The 14,790-nt window shown below is 65.5% G+C and carries 16 protein-coding genes and 1 pseudogene; 6 read left to right on the forward strand and 11 right to left on the reverse strand.

Annotated elements, in window-relative coordinates; genetic code table 11:
- The first annotated feature begins 2 nt into the window (after nt 1-2).
- A complete protein-coding gene (locus AB0C15_RS21655) occupies nt 3-125 on the forward strand; it encodes a hypothetical protein (protein WP_357354580.1) in 123 nt (40 codons plus the stop codon).
- 3 nt (nt 126-128) lie between these two features.
- On the opposite strand, the gene AB0C15_RS21660 is transcribed toward AB0C15_RS21655, so the two are convergent.
- Both AB0C15_RS21660 and AB0C15_RS21665 read right to left on the reverse strand, forming a co-directional pair.
- The gene (locus AB0C15_RS21660; protein ID WP_357354582.1) at nt 129-1,943 is read right to left on the reverse strand and encodes a hypothetical protein; all 1,815 of its coding nucleotides are present in this window, start codon (nt 1,941-1,943) and stop codon (nt 129-131) included.
- Entirely contained in the window at nt 1,930-2,691 is a 762-nt protein-coding gene (locus AB0C15_RS21665) for a sigma factor-like helix-turn-helix DNA-binding protein (protein ID WP_357354584.1), read from the reverse strand. The genes AB0C15_RS21660 and AB0C15_RS21665 overlap by 14 nt, the downstream gene beginning before the upstream one ends.
- Nucleotides 2,692-3,054: 363 nt before the next feature.
- On the opposite strand from AB0C15_RS21665, the gene AB0C15_RS21670 reads away from it, so the two are divergent.
- Nucleotides 3,055-3,201 (forward strand): hypothetical protein, encoded by a 147-nt coding sequence (locus AB0C15_RS21670; RefSeq protein WP_357354586.1) that lies wholly within the window; start codon nt 3,055-3,057, stop codon nt 3,199-3,201.
- Between the two features lie 108 nt (nt 3,202-3,309).
- Here AB0C15_RS21670 and AB0C15_RS21675 read toward each other — a convergent pair whose 3' ends face one another.
- The 5 genes and pseudogenes from AB0C15_RS21675 to AB0C15_RS21695 all read right to left on the reverse strand — a co-directional run.
- Nucleotides 3,310-3,828: a hypothetical protein gene (locus AB0C15_RS21675; protein ID WP_357354733.1), complete on the reverse strand. Its 519-nt coding sequence runs from the start codon at nt 3,826-3,828 to the stop codon at nt 3,310-3,312.
- A 205-nt stretch (nt 3,829-4,033) separates the two neighbouring features.
- Nucleotides 4,034-5,005 carry a 4-(cytidine 5'-diphospho)-2-C-methyl-D-erythritol kinase gene (locus AB0C15_RS21680; protein WP_357354588.1) on the reverse strand — a complete coding sequence of 324 codons (972 nt, stop codon included), beginning with the start codon at nt 5,003-5,005 and terminating at the stop codon, nt 4,034-4,036.
- Nucleotides 5,006-5,103: 98 nt separating this feature from the next.
- Nucleotides 5,104-6,012, reverse strand: a complete 909-nt coding sequence (locus AB0C15_RS21685) for a hypothetical protein (RefSeq protein WP_357354590.1) — start codon at nt 6,010-6,012, stop codon at nt 5,104-5,106.
- A 411-nt stretch (nt 6,013-6,423) separates the two neighbouring features.
- Complete coding sequence (locus AB0C15_RS21690; protein WP_357354592.1) at nt 6,424-8,130, reverse strand: hypothetical protein; 1,707 nt, start codon at nt 8,128-8,130, stop codon at nt 6,424-6,426.
- Between the two features lie 540 nt (nt 8,131-8,670).
- Nucleotides 8,671-8,858: pseudogene (locus AB0C15_RS21695) on the reverse strand (site-specific integrase); the annotation flags it as partial.
- 242 nt (nt 8,859-9,100) lie between these two features.
- On the opposite strand from AB0C15_RS21695, the gene AB0C15_RS21700 reads away from it, so the two are divergent.
- Genes AB0C15_RS21700 through AB0C15_RS21710 form a run of 3 tightly spaced genes read left to right on the forward strand, consistent with a single transcriptional unit; the run spans nt 9,101 to nt 11,611 of the window.
- Nucleotides 9,101-9,505 carry a hypothetical protein gene (locus tag AB0C15_RS21700; RefSeq protein WP_357354595.1) on the forward strand — a complete coding sequence of 135 codons (405 nt, stop codon included), beginning with the start codon at nt 9,101-9,103 and terminating at the stop codon, nt 9,503-9,505.
- On the forward strand, nt 9,486-10,682 hold the full coding sequence (locus AB0C15_RS21705) for a hypothetical protein (RefSeq protein ID WP_357354596.1): 1,197 nt from the start codon (nt 9,486-9,488) through the stop codon (nt 10,680-10,682). Before AB0C15_RS21700 ends, AB0C15_RS21705 begins: the two co-directional genes overlap by 20 nt.
- 35 nt (nt 10,683-10,717) lie before the next feature.
- Nucleotides 10,718-11,611 carry a transporter substrate-binding domain-containing protein gene (locus AB0C15_RS21710; RefSeq protein ID WP_357354598.1) on the forward strand — a complete coding sequence of 298 codons (894 nt, stop codon included), beginning with the start codon at nt 10,718-10,720 and terminating at the stop codon, nt 11,609-11,611.
- A 29-nt stretch (nt 11,612-11,640) separates the two neighbouring features.
- Here the strand turns inward: AB0C15_RS21710 and AB0C15_RS21715 are convergent, their stop codons facing one another.
- The 4 genes from AB0C15_RS21715 to AB0C15_RS21730 all read right to left on the reverse strand — a co-directional run bounded on the left by AB0C15_RS21715 (nt 11,641) and on the right by AB0C15_RS21730 (nt 14,382).
- The gene (locus tag AB0C15_RS21715; RefSeq protein ID WP_357354599.1) at nt 11,641-12,057 is read right to left on the reverse strand and encodes a hypothetical protein; all 417 of its coding nucleotides are present in this window, start codon (nt 12,055-12,057) and stop codon (nt 11,641-11,643) included.
- A gap of 192 nt (nt 12,058-12,249) precedes the next feature.
- The gene (locus AB0C15_RS21720) at nt 12,250-12,648 is read right to left on the reverse strand and encodes a hypothetical protein (RefSeq protein ID WP_357354601.1); all 399 of its coding nucleotides are present in this window, start codon (nt 12,646-12,648) and stop codon (nt 12,250-12,252) included.
- 198 nt (nt 12,649-12,846) lie between these two features.
- Nucleotides 12,847-13,296 (reverse strand): hypothetical protein, encoded by a 450-nt coding sequence (locus tag AB0C15_RS21725; RefSeq protein WP_357354603.1) that lies wholly within the window; start codon nt 13,294-13,296, stop codon nt 12,847-12,849.
- Nucleotides 13,297-13,917: 621 nt separating this feature from the next.
- Nucleotides 13,918-14,382 (reverse strand): GNAT family N-acetyltransferase, encoded by a 465-nt coding sequence (locus AB0C15_RS21730; protein ID WP_357354605.1) that lies wholly within the window; start codon nt 14,380-14,382, stop codon nt 13,918-13,920.
- A 149-nt stretch (nt 14,383-14,531) separates the two neighbouring features.
- On the opposite strand from AB0C15_RS21730, the gene AB0C15_RS21735 reads away from it, so the two are divergent.
- A complete protein-coding gene (locus tag AB0C15_RS21735; protein WP_357354607.1) occupies nt 14,532-14,786 on the forward strand; it encodes a hypothetical protein in 255 nt (84 codons plus the stop codon).
- Nucleotides 14,787-14,790: the final 4 nt, after the last annotated feature.

A 14,790-nucleotide genomic window follows, 5' to 3' on the forward strand; every position in this document is an offset into this window, starting at 1 on the left:
AGATGGCCGAGGAGGACCGGCGGCTGCGCGAGGAAGTCGCTGAGCTGCGGCGGGCGAACGAGATCCTGAAAGCGGCGAACGAGCATTTCGAGGCGGAGCTCGACCCGACCCGGCGACGGTCATGATGTTCATAAAGAGCTGGCTGCCGAAGCCCCGTCCGCGACGCTGGCGGCGTCCGCGTCCACCGACCTCGCCGAAGGGCTGTGCGGGTCGTGGTCCGGGCCGGGCGCCGACAGCGGATCGCCCACAACAGAGGTCAGCGCGAGCCGAAGTGCCTCGAATCGGCGGGAGACCTCACGGCTGAGCGCAGTTTCGACCTCGCGCAGGGCCCGCTGCAACCACGACCTGGCCCGGCTGCTGTCGACCTCATCGAGGTTGCGCCAGTCCCGGTAACAACTGCTGGAGAGGGCCACGCCGACAGGCGGCAGAATCTCCCCACCGGGGTCGCGCTGGGAGGCGGAGAGCGCGGCAACCATCCCGGGCCCGGCCAGGCGAGTCACCGTGGCTGAACCGGTGACCAGAAGCAGCGTGTCCAGGTCCTGGCCGACACGGTCGACAGAGCCCGTAGGGTCGCCGCTCGCTGGTCGTCGCCCCACGGCTTCGCTGCGGGCATCGGCGGAGACATGGCCACCGTTGTCCTGCAACAGGCTGGTCACGCCACTTGCACATTGCGCTGTCGTGAAGAGCGACAGCGCGTGCAGTTCACGGTCCAGCAACTCTGGTATCCCTGAGGGCCCGACTCCGAACACGAGCTCTTGCACGCAGCGCAGATGGATGTTGGCCAACTCCAAGGCGACGTGCTGACGTATCCGCTGGACGCTCGCCCGAACCAGCCTGTCGAGCCGGCCAATCCGGTCTGGCTCCTGCCTACCGCTGACAGACTGCACGGTTGACTCAGGGACGGACGTGACCTGTCGGTTCGCGCCAGCCCGGCGCAACCCTTCGTCCGCGGCCCAGCCGACGAGAGCGCGGCGCAGATGCGGAATATCACCCGCAGCCGGATCCAGCGCGAACCAGGGCGCGTGGGCGAGCGATGGCACGGCGCTCAACAACACGGCCCGCTGGGCGTCGCGGGCGACTGTCGCCGAATTGAGCTCCCCTTCGACCGTCGGCTCGTCAGCCACGGACGAGCCGCCCTGGGCGCTGGACGTCACCACAAAATACGGACGCACCGGGAACTCCGCGACTTCCGCCAACAGGTGCAGATCTGCGCGACTGATCGACTGATCGGCAGAGATGACGAAGAGCAGGGCACCACCACGGCGTGCCGCATCCAGCACCACCCGGCGCCCAGCCACCCCCAGCGTCTCGCTGTCAGGCGCATCCACAAGCACGAAATGTCGCAGGAGTGGATTCGGCAGACCCAACTCGACCCTCCTGGCCGGTCGCGGCATCGGGGCCGGCACCGTCGTCGTGATGTGAGGACGGGGTTCCCGGTAGCCAGGAACATAGGCCACCCGGCTCGCCGCATGCCGATAGTTCACGACGAGATAGCCATCTCCCGACATCTGCAGTTCTGGCTCGTGTACGCCGAGCAGCGCCTCGAGCACCGCGCGACGCTCGCCCCGTAGAGGGCCGACGGCCACCACCGCGACGGGCTCATCTGACGACGTGAGGCTCTGCGCCGCACCTCCCGTTGCACGGACAGTGATGACCCGCGCCATCTGCTCGATGGTTTGGGTCTCCGGCTTGCGGAATCTCTCCTGCAACACGTGCTCGGCCTGATCGTCGTAGCCCAACTCTCGCAGGAGCTGAGAGAGTTCGATAGCCGCAGCATCCGCGTCACCCGGATGCGCGGCGTGCATCATGCGGCGGCGCAGCTCGACAATCTGACGCACTGACTCGACGTGCGCTCGCTGACTGCGCTGGCCCGGCTGAAAGCCGGGCCTCCTCAGCGAGGAGCGCTCCAGCAGGTCCTCGAAGTCCTTGTCACGGTTTCCCATCCGGCTCCCCTCCCCACTGCTGATTCGCCTTCTCCCTGTTGCGCCAGCGATGCAGCACGCCCTCGACGGCCCGGACAGACGTCCCGAGTAGTTGAGCGATCTCCTCCTGGCTGTACCCGTCGATCGTGAGCGCCAAGATTGCCCGGGTTCGCTCGTCGACCCGCTTCAGGTACTCCCAGACGCGGATATTGCCGACCGCCAGCACCCCCGGATCCGATATGACATCCTGCTGCCGCCTGCTCAGCGCCGGGTCGCCCGTGTCTTGCAACCGCCACCTCTTGTGCTGGTTGCGCCGCTTGCGCAGCTCGTTCGGGAACACGGACAGGCACGTACCCATGAAGTAGGTGGCGAGGCCGGCGCCCGCCTCGAAGCGCCAGCCCTGACCGATCAGGGCTTTCTCTCGAAAGTGGAGCAGCGCGAGGGCCACGGTCATGATCGCCAACTCATCTCGCGCGTCGACATCACCCGAAAGCTCCTCGAGTTCCGCATCGCTGGGGTGCAGCGGAAACCCGCGGGCTGCGGTGAGGTGAAAGATGAAGCCGGTGTACATCCAGCCGTGCAGCACCGACAAGCCGTAGCGCGCCAACTCCTCCTCGAACCGGCGGTAGCGCGGGCCGGTGAAGTCGGATGCAGCCAGTTCACGGACCAGTTGTCGATCAGCCATGCGACGGTCCAGGTTCTCCTGCACCCTGCGGGTCTCGTCCGCGAGCTGCGGCGCCAGGTCGGCCAGCACGTCGAGCGGCACCACCTCGTCACAGGAGTCGGGCGTGTTTGAGAGTTGCACTGCGGCAGAACTCGGGTGGACTGATGACCTATCACCTGCTGCCTTGCCGGCGTTTATCACCGACCGGTTCCTCCGGATGTCTTGTGCCGCCTCGCCCTCCCTTGGAGGAGTCGGCCACAACAACGGTCGTGGTTCTTAAGTGCGGCCTCGGGATGCAGCCCACGGATTCCTCCAAGAATCTTCTGTGATGTTGATGGCAGCTGGGCGCACGCGCTCGTCGTGGGGTAGCGAAGGGTTTGCCACCTACGAGCCGGTGTCCATCTCAGCCCTCTGGAGGTTCCCGTGACACCGTCTCCACCCGGCCCCTTACTGACGGTTCGTGCCGCTGTGGTGCTGCTGCTGGCGATCCTCGTCGGCGGACTTGCCGGCGCGCTGTCGTACATGGTCGATCATTCTGTCCCGACGGCGCTGCTGTGGGGCGGCGGTGCCGCTGGCAGCGCCCTGCTGCTGTTCCACAGCGTGATCGAGGTGTGAGATCGGCCAATCTGAGCGGCCGGCCGACGTCACCCATCGTTGACCGCCCTGCGGCGCTGAGCGTGGCGGGGCGCCAAATGCCGCCGATCCGCCGGAATCAACGTCGGTTCAGGCGAGGAGGATGAACGTCGGCACCGCGACGAGGATGCCGGCCAGAGCGCCTGCGACGACCTGGCCGACAGTGTGATCACCCAGCCGTACGCGGGACCAGCCCACCAGGACGACGATCGCCGGCGATGGGATCAGCGCCGGCCCGAAGACGATGATCAGTACGGACATCGAGCCGCTGGCGACAGCAGCATGTGCGCTGAGCTTCCACACCTGGTTGATCGCGGTGACGATGAGCCCCACGGCGAACATCACCACGACCATGGCGACGAGCGGCCGGGGTGCGCCGCCGAGGACGAGCGCAGCGAGACCGACGAGGACGGACAGCAGTCCGTAGACCAGGGGCATGCGACGCTGCTCGCGTACGCCGATGTGGTGGTCGGTGAGCCGTCCCCGTCGTACTCCGACCCAGATGACGGCGTAGGGGACGGCGGAGCAGAAAAGTATGGCGAGCAGTGCCCAGCCGAGGCCGGTCAGCACGGCGGGGGCGGTGCTGTGCAGGGCGATGATCAGTGGCATCAGGGCTGCGAAGACGGCTGGTGCGCATGCTTCGGTGACGACCCGCGCCACCCGGGAGGTGCTGTTGGCCGACAGGTCAACGAGTGCGGGCACGATGGAGTTCTACCTCTCGGACGGCTGCGTGTGAGCAGACATCGCTTCGGACGTGGCGCGCCCTCGAGCCGGTAGGCCAGTGCCGCACCGATGACGACGGCCTCCACAGGTCTCAGGCATCTCTCTGCAAAGCTTCCCGCATCGCCAATGGGCCCAGCACAGGTCCGTGAGCAACGCGCACCTTGCGGCAGAGCAGTGACGTTGTGAGCGCTGACTCCACACGTCGCGCGATCATGAGGTCTTCGACCAGGAAGGCGCACGTGGGCCCCGTGCCTGATATGAGTCCAGCGATCGCACCGGCGTCTTTGCCGACACGAAGTACCTGCCGTAGCTCCGGGCGGAGGCTGTAGACAGCCGGCTCAGCGTCGTTGTGCAGAGCCGCGCCGACGGCGCGCACGTCTCCGGCCGAGAGGGCGTCGAGGAGGTGCTGCGAGAGCGCCGGACCGGGTCCGAGACGGCCGGTCTTCCGTAGACGATCGGATTCCTGGTACACCGCGGGTGTCGACAGTCCAGTCTTCGCGACCGCGAACACCCACTGGAGGGCGCCCGCCACGCCGACAGGCGTCAGCTTCTCTCCTCGTCCAAGCCCGGTCGCCGTGCCGCCGAGCAGCGTGAAGGGGACGTCGCTGCCCAGCTCTGCGGCGAGGTCGAGTAGGCGGGCGGTAGGCAGGTTCGCACCCCACAGCGAGTCGCAGCCAACCAACGTCGCTGCGGCGTCCGCGCTGCCGCCAGCCATTCCGCCGGCGACCGGGATCCGCTTCCGCAGGTGGAGGTGGACGTTTGGCGCAACGCCAATCTCACGAGCCAACAGTTGCGCCGCCCGCGCCGCCAGGTTGGTCTCGTCGAGTGGTACTCGGTCAGCGCCTTCGCCCTCCGCTGTCACGACAAGCTGCTCGGACTTCGTCAGTACGACCTCGTCCGCGAGGGACACCGCATGGAAGAGGGTGACGAGCTCGTGGTAACCGTCCGAGCGAAGTGGGCCGATCGACAGGTGAAGATTGACTTTACCCGGGGCGGTGATGACGAGAGGGGCGCCGTGTTCTCGTGTGGGCTGGCCAATCGAGCATGCTAGCCGGGTGTCCATTTATCTCCACCATGCTCGGCCACAAGTATCGCGAGTGGGGTCTCAAGCTGTCGGTCATGTCGGTCGATGGGGGAGCAGTTTCCTGGCATCAGGATGAGTCATGTGGTAAGCGATTTCATGACTGCGAGATTCGCCTGTCGATAGGCTGGCTGGAGGTCGCGCAGTGTCCTGATCTGCTCCACATACAGCTCGAAGACAGTCGGAATTGGCTTGACCGTCAGCAGGCTCACGAACTTCAGCACGTTCTGCAGTGCCGCGTCCATCAAGCGGAGCTGCTCGCTGACTTCCCGAATCAGCGGCTTCCCGAGTTCATTCGACAAAATGCTGTCGGTCTGCACGAATCGGAGGTACTGCTGAATTGGTTCGAACCTGTTGAACACGTTTCGTCCAAGGCGAAACTGCTGCTGCTTTGGAACGCCCGCGTCGGTACTGATTTGATGCAGACCGCGATCGAGCTCGCAGAGAAATTCGTCCAGGCCGCTGTTGGAGCTCGCGACCGTCTTGCCGTGGCGGGTGAGAGGCCCGTGTGCCCAACTGTATCCGTACAGGTCCCCGAAGACGTGGCGGAATGCATCGAGACTGCTCATCGCGGCGAGGGCGTCGACGGCAGGGGCGTCACGATGCAGCGTGATCAGCGCCGTGCCGTCAGGATAGACAAAGAGATCAGACAACAAACGGTCGAAGGGCATCGGGTGCCCGGTATGGTTCAGGAAGCCGTTGAACTTGGCAAAATATGCGACGTCGCCATCGTCCATGCCCTCGATCAGGATCGAGGTCACGTACCTACTGCCGTCGGTATGGCTCACCCACGCCTCGACCGCTGCTACCTCGCCTCGCCTGAACGCCTCGCGGAGGGTCTCCCTGATCTCTGGTGGGGTCAGAAATAGTTCCGTCGTGACATGACTTCGTAGGAAGTCCTGAAGTCCGTTGTTGACGGCGGCGAGGGGCTCGGCTCCGCCCGAATACGTCCAACCCAGGGCCCGGTCGAGATAGAAGAGAGGAAACATGCGTAGTCCGCGGCACCAGGAGTACATGTAGTACAAGTTCCGCTCGTAGCATACGTAGCTACGTGCGGCATCGAACTCGACCTCCGGGAGATGCCCGGTCTCGAACCTTCGCAGATTGCTGCGCGCTACCGCCATTGGTCAAATGCCCCCGTGTCGAGCAGTCCTTCGAAAACGCAACGGGCGATATCAACAGCGCCCGGCGAACAGTGCGACCCATGAGAGCCGAGCGAGACGGGCGTCGATCAACTCGTGCGAACGGGCCACACAGTAACATGGTGCTTGCGGGCCTGGGTGCCCGCTTTTCGGCGCATGCCCTGCGCTCTCTACCACCTGCGGTGGATGGTCGCCGCGCCGCCAACCCAGCCTGCAGTCAGGCCCTGCCATCCTCGTATCCCGAGGACACGCCCAACATCACTTCGTGTTGCTGTCGATGGTGTAAACCACGTCGGACTCGACGTCATGGCGGGTGATACCGGGTACGTCGGGGATGTTGAGCAGTGGTTCGTACGGGGTGCCGTAGACCCGGTTGCGCAGCACGACGACGCTGCGGATGCCGAGCTGGTGCATCCGATCCAATGCCGGCTGGCTGGGGAAGGTCGACATGACGTCGCGGATCGCCTGACGGTTGGGTGTGGTGTAACTGGCCGCACCGTTGACCATGGCGGGAAAACCGTCCGTCGACCACAGTAGGACGTTGAGATCCGCGCCGTCGTCGGACGGCAATACGATTGTCGGAGCGTGCGCGGAGGCTAACGTCATCGCGGCCGGTCTGGCTGGGGTTTGCGGGTGCTGCAGGTCAGGCAGGCCCTCAGCTAGCACGAGAACCAGCAACGGAACGGTCAGCAGCCGTGCCTCTTCCACCGACCATTTCGGCTCGGCGCCCCTGCGAGCCACCTCGGCCAACTGGGTAACCAGGCCGGCCGCGAGGATGGCCAGGCAGAGAGTGGGCCACAAGATCAACCGACCTGGTGTACGGGATCCATCGAACCCGGGCACGTAGAGATAGAGCAGGCGGTAGATCGGCCCGTTCGTGCCCAGCGCGAACAACACTCCGACGACCGCCCCCAACAGCAGCAGAAGCCGTTGCAGCGGTGACCAGCGGGACAGGAACAGGCCGGCGAAGGCCAGCAGATACAGCGCGTACCCACACAGCAGCACTTTCTCCGTCGCTGCGCCACCAAGAGCGGTGCGGGCGTCGTTGTGCAGGGTGCCCCAGGGCAACGAGGACTGCGGCGCCACGAGAAGTCCGCGCAGTGTCGGGGAGAAGAACGCGACGTAGTCCCAGTCCCGGGTGACATGTGGGTTGAGCTCGCGCACGTGTTGATACCAGTACGCGAAGTATCCGGTCACCGCGGTGAAGACCAGCCCGCCGATCAGATCGGCGACGATCAGCCGGCGGCTGAGGCGTGGCCGGTGGATCAGCCAGGCTGTCAGGGTGATCAGGCAGAGGGCGGCGAGGACGTATACGAATCCCAGCCCCACGCCGAAGCCAAGGCTGACCTGCCAGGCCGCGACCAGCCAGCCAGCGAACGCCCAGCCCGGCCGGACTCGTTCGGCAAGGTAGCCGCGGGTGAACGAGAGTCCGTGGCCGCGCGCCAGCATCGCCAGGGCCAGAGTGATGCCACCGGTGGAGAGAATATTCAAGTGGCCGTCGTGGCCGTAGCGCCAGGGTGCGTAGGCGAGGGCGGCCCCGGCTACCGCGGCGGCGACCTTGTTCACGCCAAGCTGGCGCAGCAGCGCGTAACCGCCGAGGAAGGCGAGCGCGAAAGCCAGCACGAACAGGATGTTGTAGCGCAGCACCGCGCCAACCACACCGCTGCCGATCAGCCCTGCCGGGGCATAGCCGAGCATGCTGTCGTTCAGGGCCAGGCCGTACTTGTCGGGATAGAAGGCGTTTGTGTCCCACAGGCCACGCAGGCCGTGGGTGAGAGCGTGGCCACCCCACCCCACCAGCCATGCTTGGGCCGTCGGGTCACCCACGTCACCGACGATGGTGTGGGCCGGGTCGGCGATCGGCACAGTCCTGGCGCCGCGACTCATCACCCGAATCGCGTACGGCGGAATCAGCCAGATCATCGCTACGGCGAGGAACACCGAACCGAGGACTGCGTTGCTCAACTCCCGTCGATGCCCACGGGTCAGCCAATCCCTGGTGCCTGAACTGACACGCGCGAGTCGGCCATTTTGTCCGGGCTCGCCGACAGTGGCGGCTGGTGTCGGGCCTGCTGCCGGTGGCTCTACCTGCGTCATCACATTGACCCTCACTGTTGAACCGCCGCAGTAAATCATGAGCAGAGCGGCGCATAGAGTCAAGACCACGATCAATGCCGTTCAGGTCGCCGGGACTTACGCTTTCTATCAACGGCGCCTTGTCACGCAGGGAGCCGCGATCGGTGCAGCGGCGCATCTAGCCGCTGTCGAAACAGGGCATGCCGGCGTTGCTACAGACCCTCGCCCGGGTTCCGGACCACGGGACGCCGACGCCCTCGATGCTGCGGTGTGCCGTGTCGCTGGACGGCGCCGCAAAACGATCAGTGGGATCTCCCGCGACGATGGCGCCGGCTGGCAGGTCACCGCGGACACGACGATCGCCGACGTGGTCGCCGGATGCACCGTGGTGTGCACTGAGTCCGGCGGATCCCTTCGCCCTCGACGACACCGCCAGCCGGCGTCACTCGTGGTGCAGGGTTGGCGGGGGAAGCCCTGGCCTTTGACGAAGACGAGCGTGCGGCAGATGGTCAGAGTGGGTGGTTCGGCGGCGAGGTCGAGGTCTCCCATCGGAGGACAACGATCTCGTCGATGCGGGCGTCGGTGGCGTGCATCAGGTCGACAACGTCCGCCAGATTGCTATTGGTCGCCGGTATCCTCGGGTTGCGCGCCGCCACGTTTGACGCGGCGGTGTCGGACCTCAGCGTGTCGATCATTTGTGCAAGATCCGGAACAACGGCTTGCCCCGCCCTCGGCAGTGATTGATATATGACTGCGATGCGTGCCGACACGGGATGGGTTCAGACGGTAGCCTGCTCCAGTACGCGTCCCCGGCCGGAGTGGCGCTGCCCGTCGCCGAGCCGAACGGGAAGTTGACAACGTGGACCTGATTATCACGGCAACAGACGAGGTCGCCTCGGACGAAACGAGCGACCTGTGGTCATGGCTGGAACGGGAAGAGGACCTCCGGGCGCAGATAAAGCTGCGTCCCAGCGACATTCCGTCCGAGACGATGGGAGCGGAATATTTCATCGTCGCCTCCCTTGCTGCTGTCTCGGTCCTTGCCAGGTCCATCTGTGAGTACCTGGTAGCGCGCCACAACCGCCGCGGTTCGGACATCGTCCTGAAGATCACCACCAGTTCCGGCGGATTGCAGGAGGTCAAGGTCAATCGGACCACCGATGCAGTTGAGTTGACGAAGCTCTTCCTACAGGCGGGGGCCGGCTCCAGCCCGAAGAGGCAGATTCGCTCGGCGGAGGAAGACGATGCGCCTGCCGGTTCCTGAGAAGTCTCAACTTGTCCTGATCGGCACCTCTCAATTCCAGGGTGAGTTCGCCGACCATCCGTTGAGCGCCGTTCGCAACAACGTGAACGACCTGGCGAGTGTGCTGACCGATGCTAACTATGGCGGCTTTCTTCCCAGCCGGTGCACCAAGATTTTCGGTGAGGAGGTCATCGGTCCGGAGGACATCCTCACGCGGCTCCATGCGGCGGCTCAGGGCGCGAAGGACGTTCTGCTCGTATACCTCTCCTCCCACGCCGTACGTGGCGACGCGGCGGGCAACGAACTGTTCATCGCTCTGCCCAAGACCGACCGGAACCACCCGGCATGGCGATACTGGTCACTTGCCTTCGACGACATCCGCCGCATCGTGCGGCAGAGCCCGGCTCCGCTACGCATCGTGGTCATCGATACGTGTTACGCGGGCCTGGCCGCGCCCGAGGCGATGGGGGCGGAGCATATGCAGATTTCCGGCACCGCCACCCTGGCGGCCGTCGGACCGAACCACCGGGCCGTGGCACCCAAAGGTGATCGTCACACCGCCTTCACCGGCGCCCTGATCAGGCTGTTGAATCGCGGGGTCGACGGCACCGGTCCACTGCTGTCAATCGCTGACATCTTTCCCCATCTGGAGAGCGAGCTGGCGTCGAGTGAACTGCCGAGGCCGTCGTTGCACCGGTCGGAGAACATCGACGGGCTGGCGCTGGTGTCCAACCGGGCCCATGAGTCCCACCGGGTCCCCCCGGCGCTGACGACTCTGGCCGAGCATGGGGACATCCCCACCCGGCTGGCCGCCTTGAGCGATTTGTCGACCTCCTACGCCGCCGCGAACCCGGCGGTGCAAGGCCTGATCAGAGAGGCCGTTGCCGCACTGCGCTCCGACGACAGCAAGATGATCGCTGCGCGCGCTGAGGGGCTCCTCGCCGACATGACCGTGGGTGAGGTCTCCGCCAACTACCCGAAACGGCTTCTGGCTCAGTTGACCTACGCATGGTGGATCGCCGCAGGTGTCATCGCGGCAGCGGGCTGTGTCCTCGTGCTGTGGCGGCTCGATTGGTACCTGCCGTACGCGGCTGTCGCGGCCGTACCCGTCGCGGTGATCGGATATCTGGGCGCGGTAGCTTCGTCCGCGATCTTCCCCGCTGCCATATCGAAGACGGACCTGGAGGGTCGACCGTGAAGCCAGCCCTTCTCCGTAAGCTGGGACCACTGGCAGTGTCACTCGTGCTCAGCGCCGGCGTGATAGCCACGGTCAACAAATACGAAGCATTCTTCTATCTGCGTGGCGATGTGTCGGTCGGGATCAACGGTATTCTGCCCGGGTGGAGTAACTGCCCCGGATCCTGCTCGACGAGCGACGCTACCGGGTTCGACGTTCAGTTGGTGAACTTCCTGGCCGAGAAGTACAACTTCTCCCCGGTCTTCAAGCCCTTGACCCCGGACCGGCGGGAGCAGGCACTGGTGGACGGGGAAGTCGATCTGGTGGTCGCCAACTTCTCCATGGACGGGACCAGTTCGGACGATTCGACCAAGAAGCGCCGCGAGGTGGTGAATTTCGCCGGGCCGTACTTCCTCGACCAATCGGGCGTCATGTACTCCGAGGCCAAGCTCGAACAGTATTACGCGAAGGATAAGAAGTTCGCGCAAGAGCATCCCAACGGCAACGTCTTCCCGCCTGACGAAATCTGCCTGAGCAAGGGCACGACAGCGTCAGTTTACATGGATGGACAGGGCCAAATTCTGTCCCAGGCGGATTGTTTCGACAGATTCGGAAAGCGCGACGACTCCATTATCGGCGCCATCACCGACGAAACGATCCTGCGGGCCTACTCGAAAGCCAGGTACCCGGACATGGCGGCCGGCCCGGTGGTCTGGGAGGGTGAGAGCTCGGCGATCCACAAGGAGAAATACGGTGTCGGCACGCGCAAGGATGACTCGCGACTGTGTCGTCTGCTTGCTCAGGGCATCGAGGAGTTCCTGAGTGACCCGGACAACACCGGGCCGGACCGAAGTCGTTGGCAGATGGCGTTCGACACCGAGCTGGCCGACAGTGACGACAGCTCGACCGAGCACCGACCCGAGAAGGTCGATTCGTCCTACTGCGAATGACGTGCGTGGTCTGGGCATCCGCCCCACGCCTAGTACTCCAGACGCACCTTCCTGAATCGGTGCGGGGCGCGCCTCGCCACCACGAAGTCCGCATAGTCCTCTCCGGCAACCCCGTCGTTGACCCATCGATCAGGGGATGCCCCGAAGTCCCGCTCCGCCAGTTCCAACGCCTCGGCTGGGTCTTGAGCGTGGCCGATCACGTGGCCGTAGCCCGTGTCGTCTTGGTCCTCGGGATCGAGGGGCGGAAAAACGGACAGATCGCGGCGGTGCTCGTCGTCCAGGTCCTGTACGTCATGGACGGACACGTTGTAGCCGTCCTGCCAGGGCCAGACCGCGACCCATCGGATGCCGCGAACTCCCGCCAGATTGATGGGCCCAACAAACTGCTCAACGCCTTTCCTGCGGCCAAGCGCGCCGAGGACGAACGGCCGGGTCAGGTAACGCATGCTCGGAGGCTATCGCGGGCCTGGGCGTCCAGCCGGGTGACAACCGGGGCCTACGGCCACGGGCCCTCAGGGACGCCCACGAATGGCATCTGCAACTGGTCCGAGCTGGCGACCCAGGTCAGCAGCCTGTGTTGGTCGACGTCGCGGGAGTCTTCAGGAATGCCCGGCCTCCCGCACTGCTCCACGACCTGCCTAACAATTCTGCAGGACGCGCTCCACGTCCACACCCGCTTGGACCACCACGGCCTCGGCGCGAAGTTCCTCCGGTAGGTGGCGCCGCTGACCTTCGTGTGCGAGCACGGTGGGGCCGCCAGGTGGAAGCACAACGGCATCGGCGAGCACAATGAACGTGACCAGCAGGTCGAGAACGGCGCCCGCGGAGAACCGGCTGATCATGAGACTGCCGAGCGAGTTATCGGTAAGGGCGGCGTGGATGTCTGCGGTGCCGCCGTCGTCGGTGCTGATGTGCCAGTAGTTGTTCTGGGGTTCCCGGCGGTCGACGCGAGGCTCGAAGGTGGCCAGGAAGGCGTCACGTGCCATCGGGGCAGCGTCGCCGTGCGCGAACCGTTGAACGAAGATGTCGTAGCTCACCGGGGCACGTTAGCGCCTGGGCCAGACCGGCCGTGTCAAGCATCCGGCGGGACGCAGGTGTCAGGCATCAGCCAGGACGCGACAGAGTGCGAGTGATGCCGTCGGGTCTCAGGACGGACGCGACAGATCGGTCGCGGGACGTCGGTGCCGTGTCCGGCTAGACGATCTTGGCCGTTCCTTGTCTCAGGCTACCGGTGGTCAATCCCAGAAGTTGAACAGCAGCTCGCCGACGGTGGTCGGTTTCGAGTAGGTGATCTGGTCGTGTTCGTGCGCGTTGAGGGCGGTCAGGTCGGCCTGTGACAGGGCGGTCTGCAGCTGTTTGGCGGTGAGGGGCTGGACGTCGGTCAGGGCGGTGAGGGCAGCGGCGAGGTTGGGGTGGTCGACGAACGTGACCATGACGTCGCCGTTGGCCTGGGGGCGGGCGAAGGCGATGAACGGCAGGGTGGTGTGTCGCAGCACCGCCATGTGGTCGTGGGCGTCGGCGATGTCGACCGTGTGGAAGTTCGGTGTGACGCTGGCGGGGGTGACGCCGATGACGGTCGCGTCGATGGCGCGGGCGGCGTGGTGACACACGGCGGTGAAGGCCCTGAGATCCGCTTGGGCGCCGGGTGGTGGGTTGAAGCCGGTGGCTCCGGGCGGCAGCTTCATGGTCGGGCTCCGTAGTCGTGCGAGGCACTTCGGTGAGGATCTGGTCACTGTCCTGGACGCGGAAGGTGGCGTGCGCCGGTGCGGCGGCACCAGCTACAGGTCTGGCAGCTCATCCCAGTCTTCGATGTGGGCGTCCAACTCTTCGGTACGGCGTCGAAGCACGGTGGCAGCAATCGGCGGCAGGGCATGTATCGCGTGGTTCAGTACCCGACGGTGATCGAGTGGGTCCGGGCAGCAGGAGGGCACGCTACAACCGACCATCTCCGACCGCTGCTGCCGAGAGGCACGAACGAACAGCTTCCAGCCACGTAGGGCCTCGGAGACCGCGCCAGCGTATAGACGTGACCGCTCCCACCGGGCTATTTCGGACTGACCGCGGCGAGGAATGCCGGGGACTACGGCGATCCGTTCCCCGGGCCGCTGGCAGCGCCGAAATTCCGTTCGGATCTGACGTGCTGATCTACGAGGCACGGCTCTTTCGGGTGGTCGACATATGCCTATGGTCGCACGGCGTCGAGGGACGATGGGGACACGTCCGGGGCGGGACCGCGACGATCGCGAGGGTGGCTGATGGCCGTGGAAGGCCGGGCTATCGGCTGACGCGCCGCTTCGCGGCTGCCGTCAGGTGACGGCCAGCCGAAAGACCTGCCGGGAACCGCCTTCCGGACCCGCAGCGACAGCCTCAGCAGGGGCGAAACCAAGGCGCTCGTAAAAGACCCGCGCACCGCTGACCGAGGCACCAGGGTGATCAGCCCCGAAGGTGACCACCTCAACGGTGCCGGGGCCCCGCACAAACCTCCGCATCATCTCCGCCATCAGCGCGCGACCGACGCCCTTTCCCCGTGACTGCTCGGATACGACAAGCCAGTGGACGTGGTAGGTCGGGGCCTTCGCCGCGAGCAAAAGCCCGCCCAGGAGTTCCGGACCCGAGGAAACAGCGACGATCGCGGTGGAACGACGAAGATGCTTGCGCACGGCGTGATGGAAGCCGAGATCCTCGACCATCGGGCCGAACCAGCACTCGACCTGAGCCGCCAGGCCGAGGAAGCCGTGGAAGTCTTGCTTGCCCGCAGGTCTGACGATCACCTGAGGAGTCTGACAGGAACAGGGCCGACTTTCCTGACGCGGCACGGGGACCACGGCATGCCGTCGTGAACGATTCTGCGCAGGCTTCGACCCATGCCGGCCGGCAGGTTCGACCTTCGCCGGGAGGTGGGCTCCGGCCGAGGTGCTCGGTGACGGCGGCCAGGTCGCGGACCGCGATGGGCACGGTGCTGGAGTCGATGATGGTCTCAGGCACGCCGGGATCCTTCCGTGAGCAGTCGGTCGCGTACGGAGGCGGAGCACACGCCGCCTTCGGGGTGGCGGGCGAGCTTGTCGCGGGAGACCAGGTCGTGGACGCCTGGCGGGTGCTGCCGAGCATGACTCCGGCCACCGAGTACGACACGGATTCGGCGGTCGGGTGGCCGACTCGTCGAGCGACGGCCTGACCCA

This window comes from Micromonospora sp. NPDC048835, assembly GCF_040649995.1.
GTDB lineage: Bacteria > Actinomycetota > Actinomycetes > Mycobacteriales > Micromonosporaceae > Micromonospora.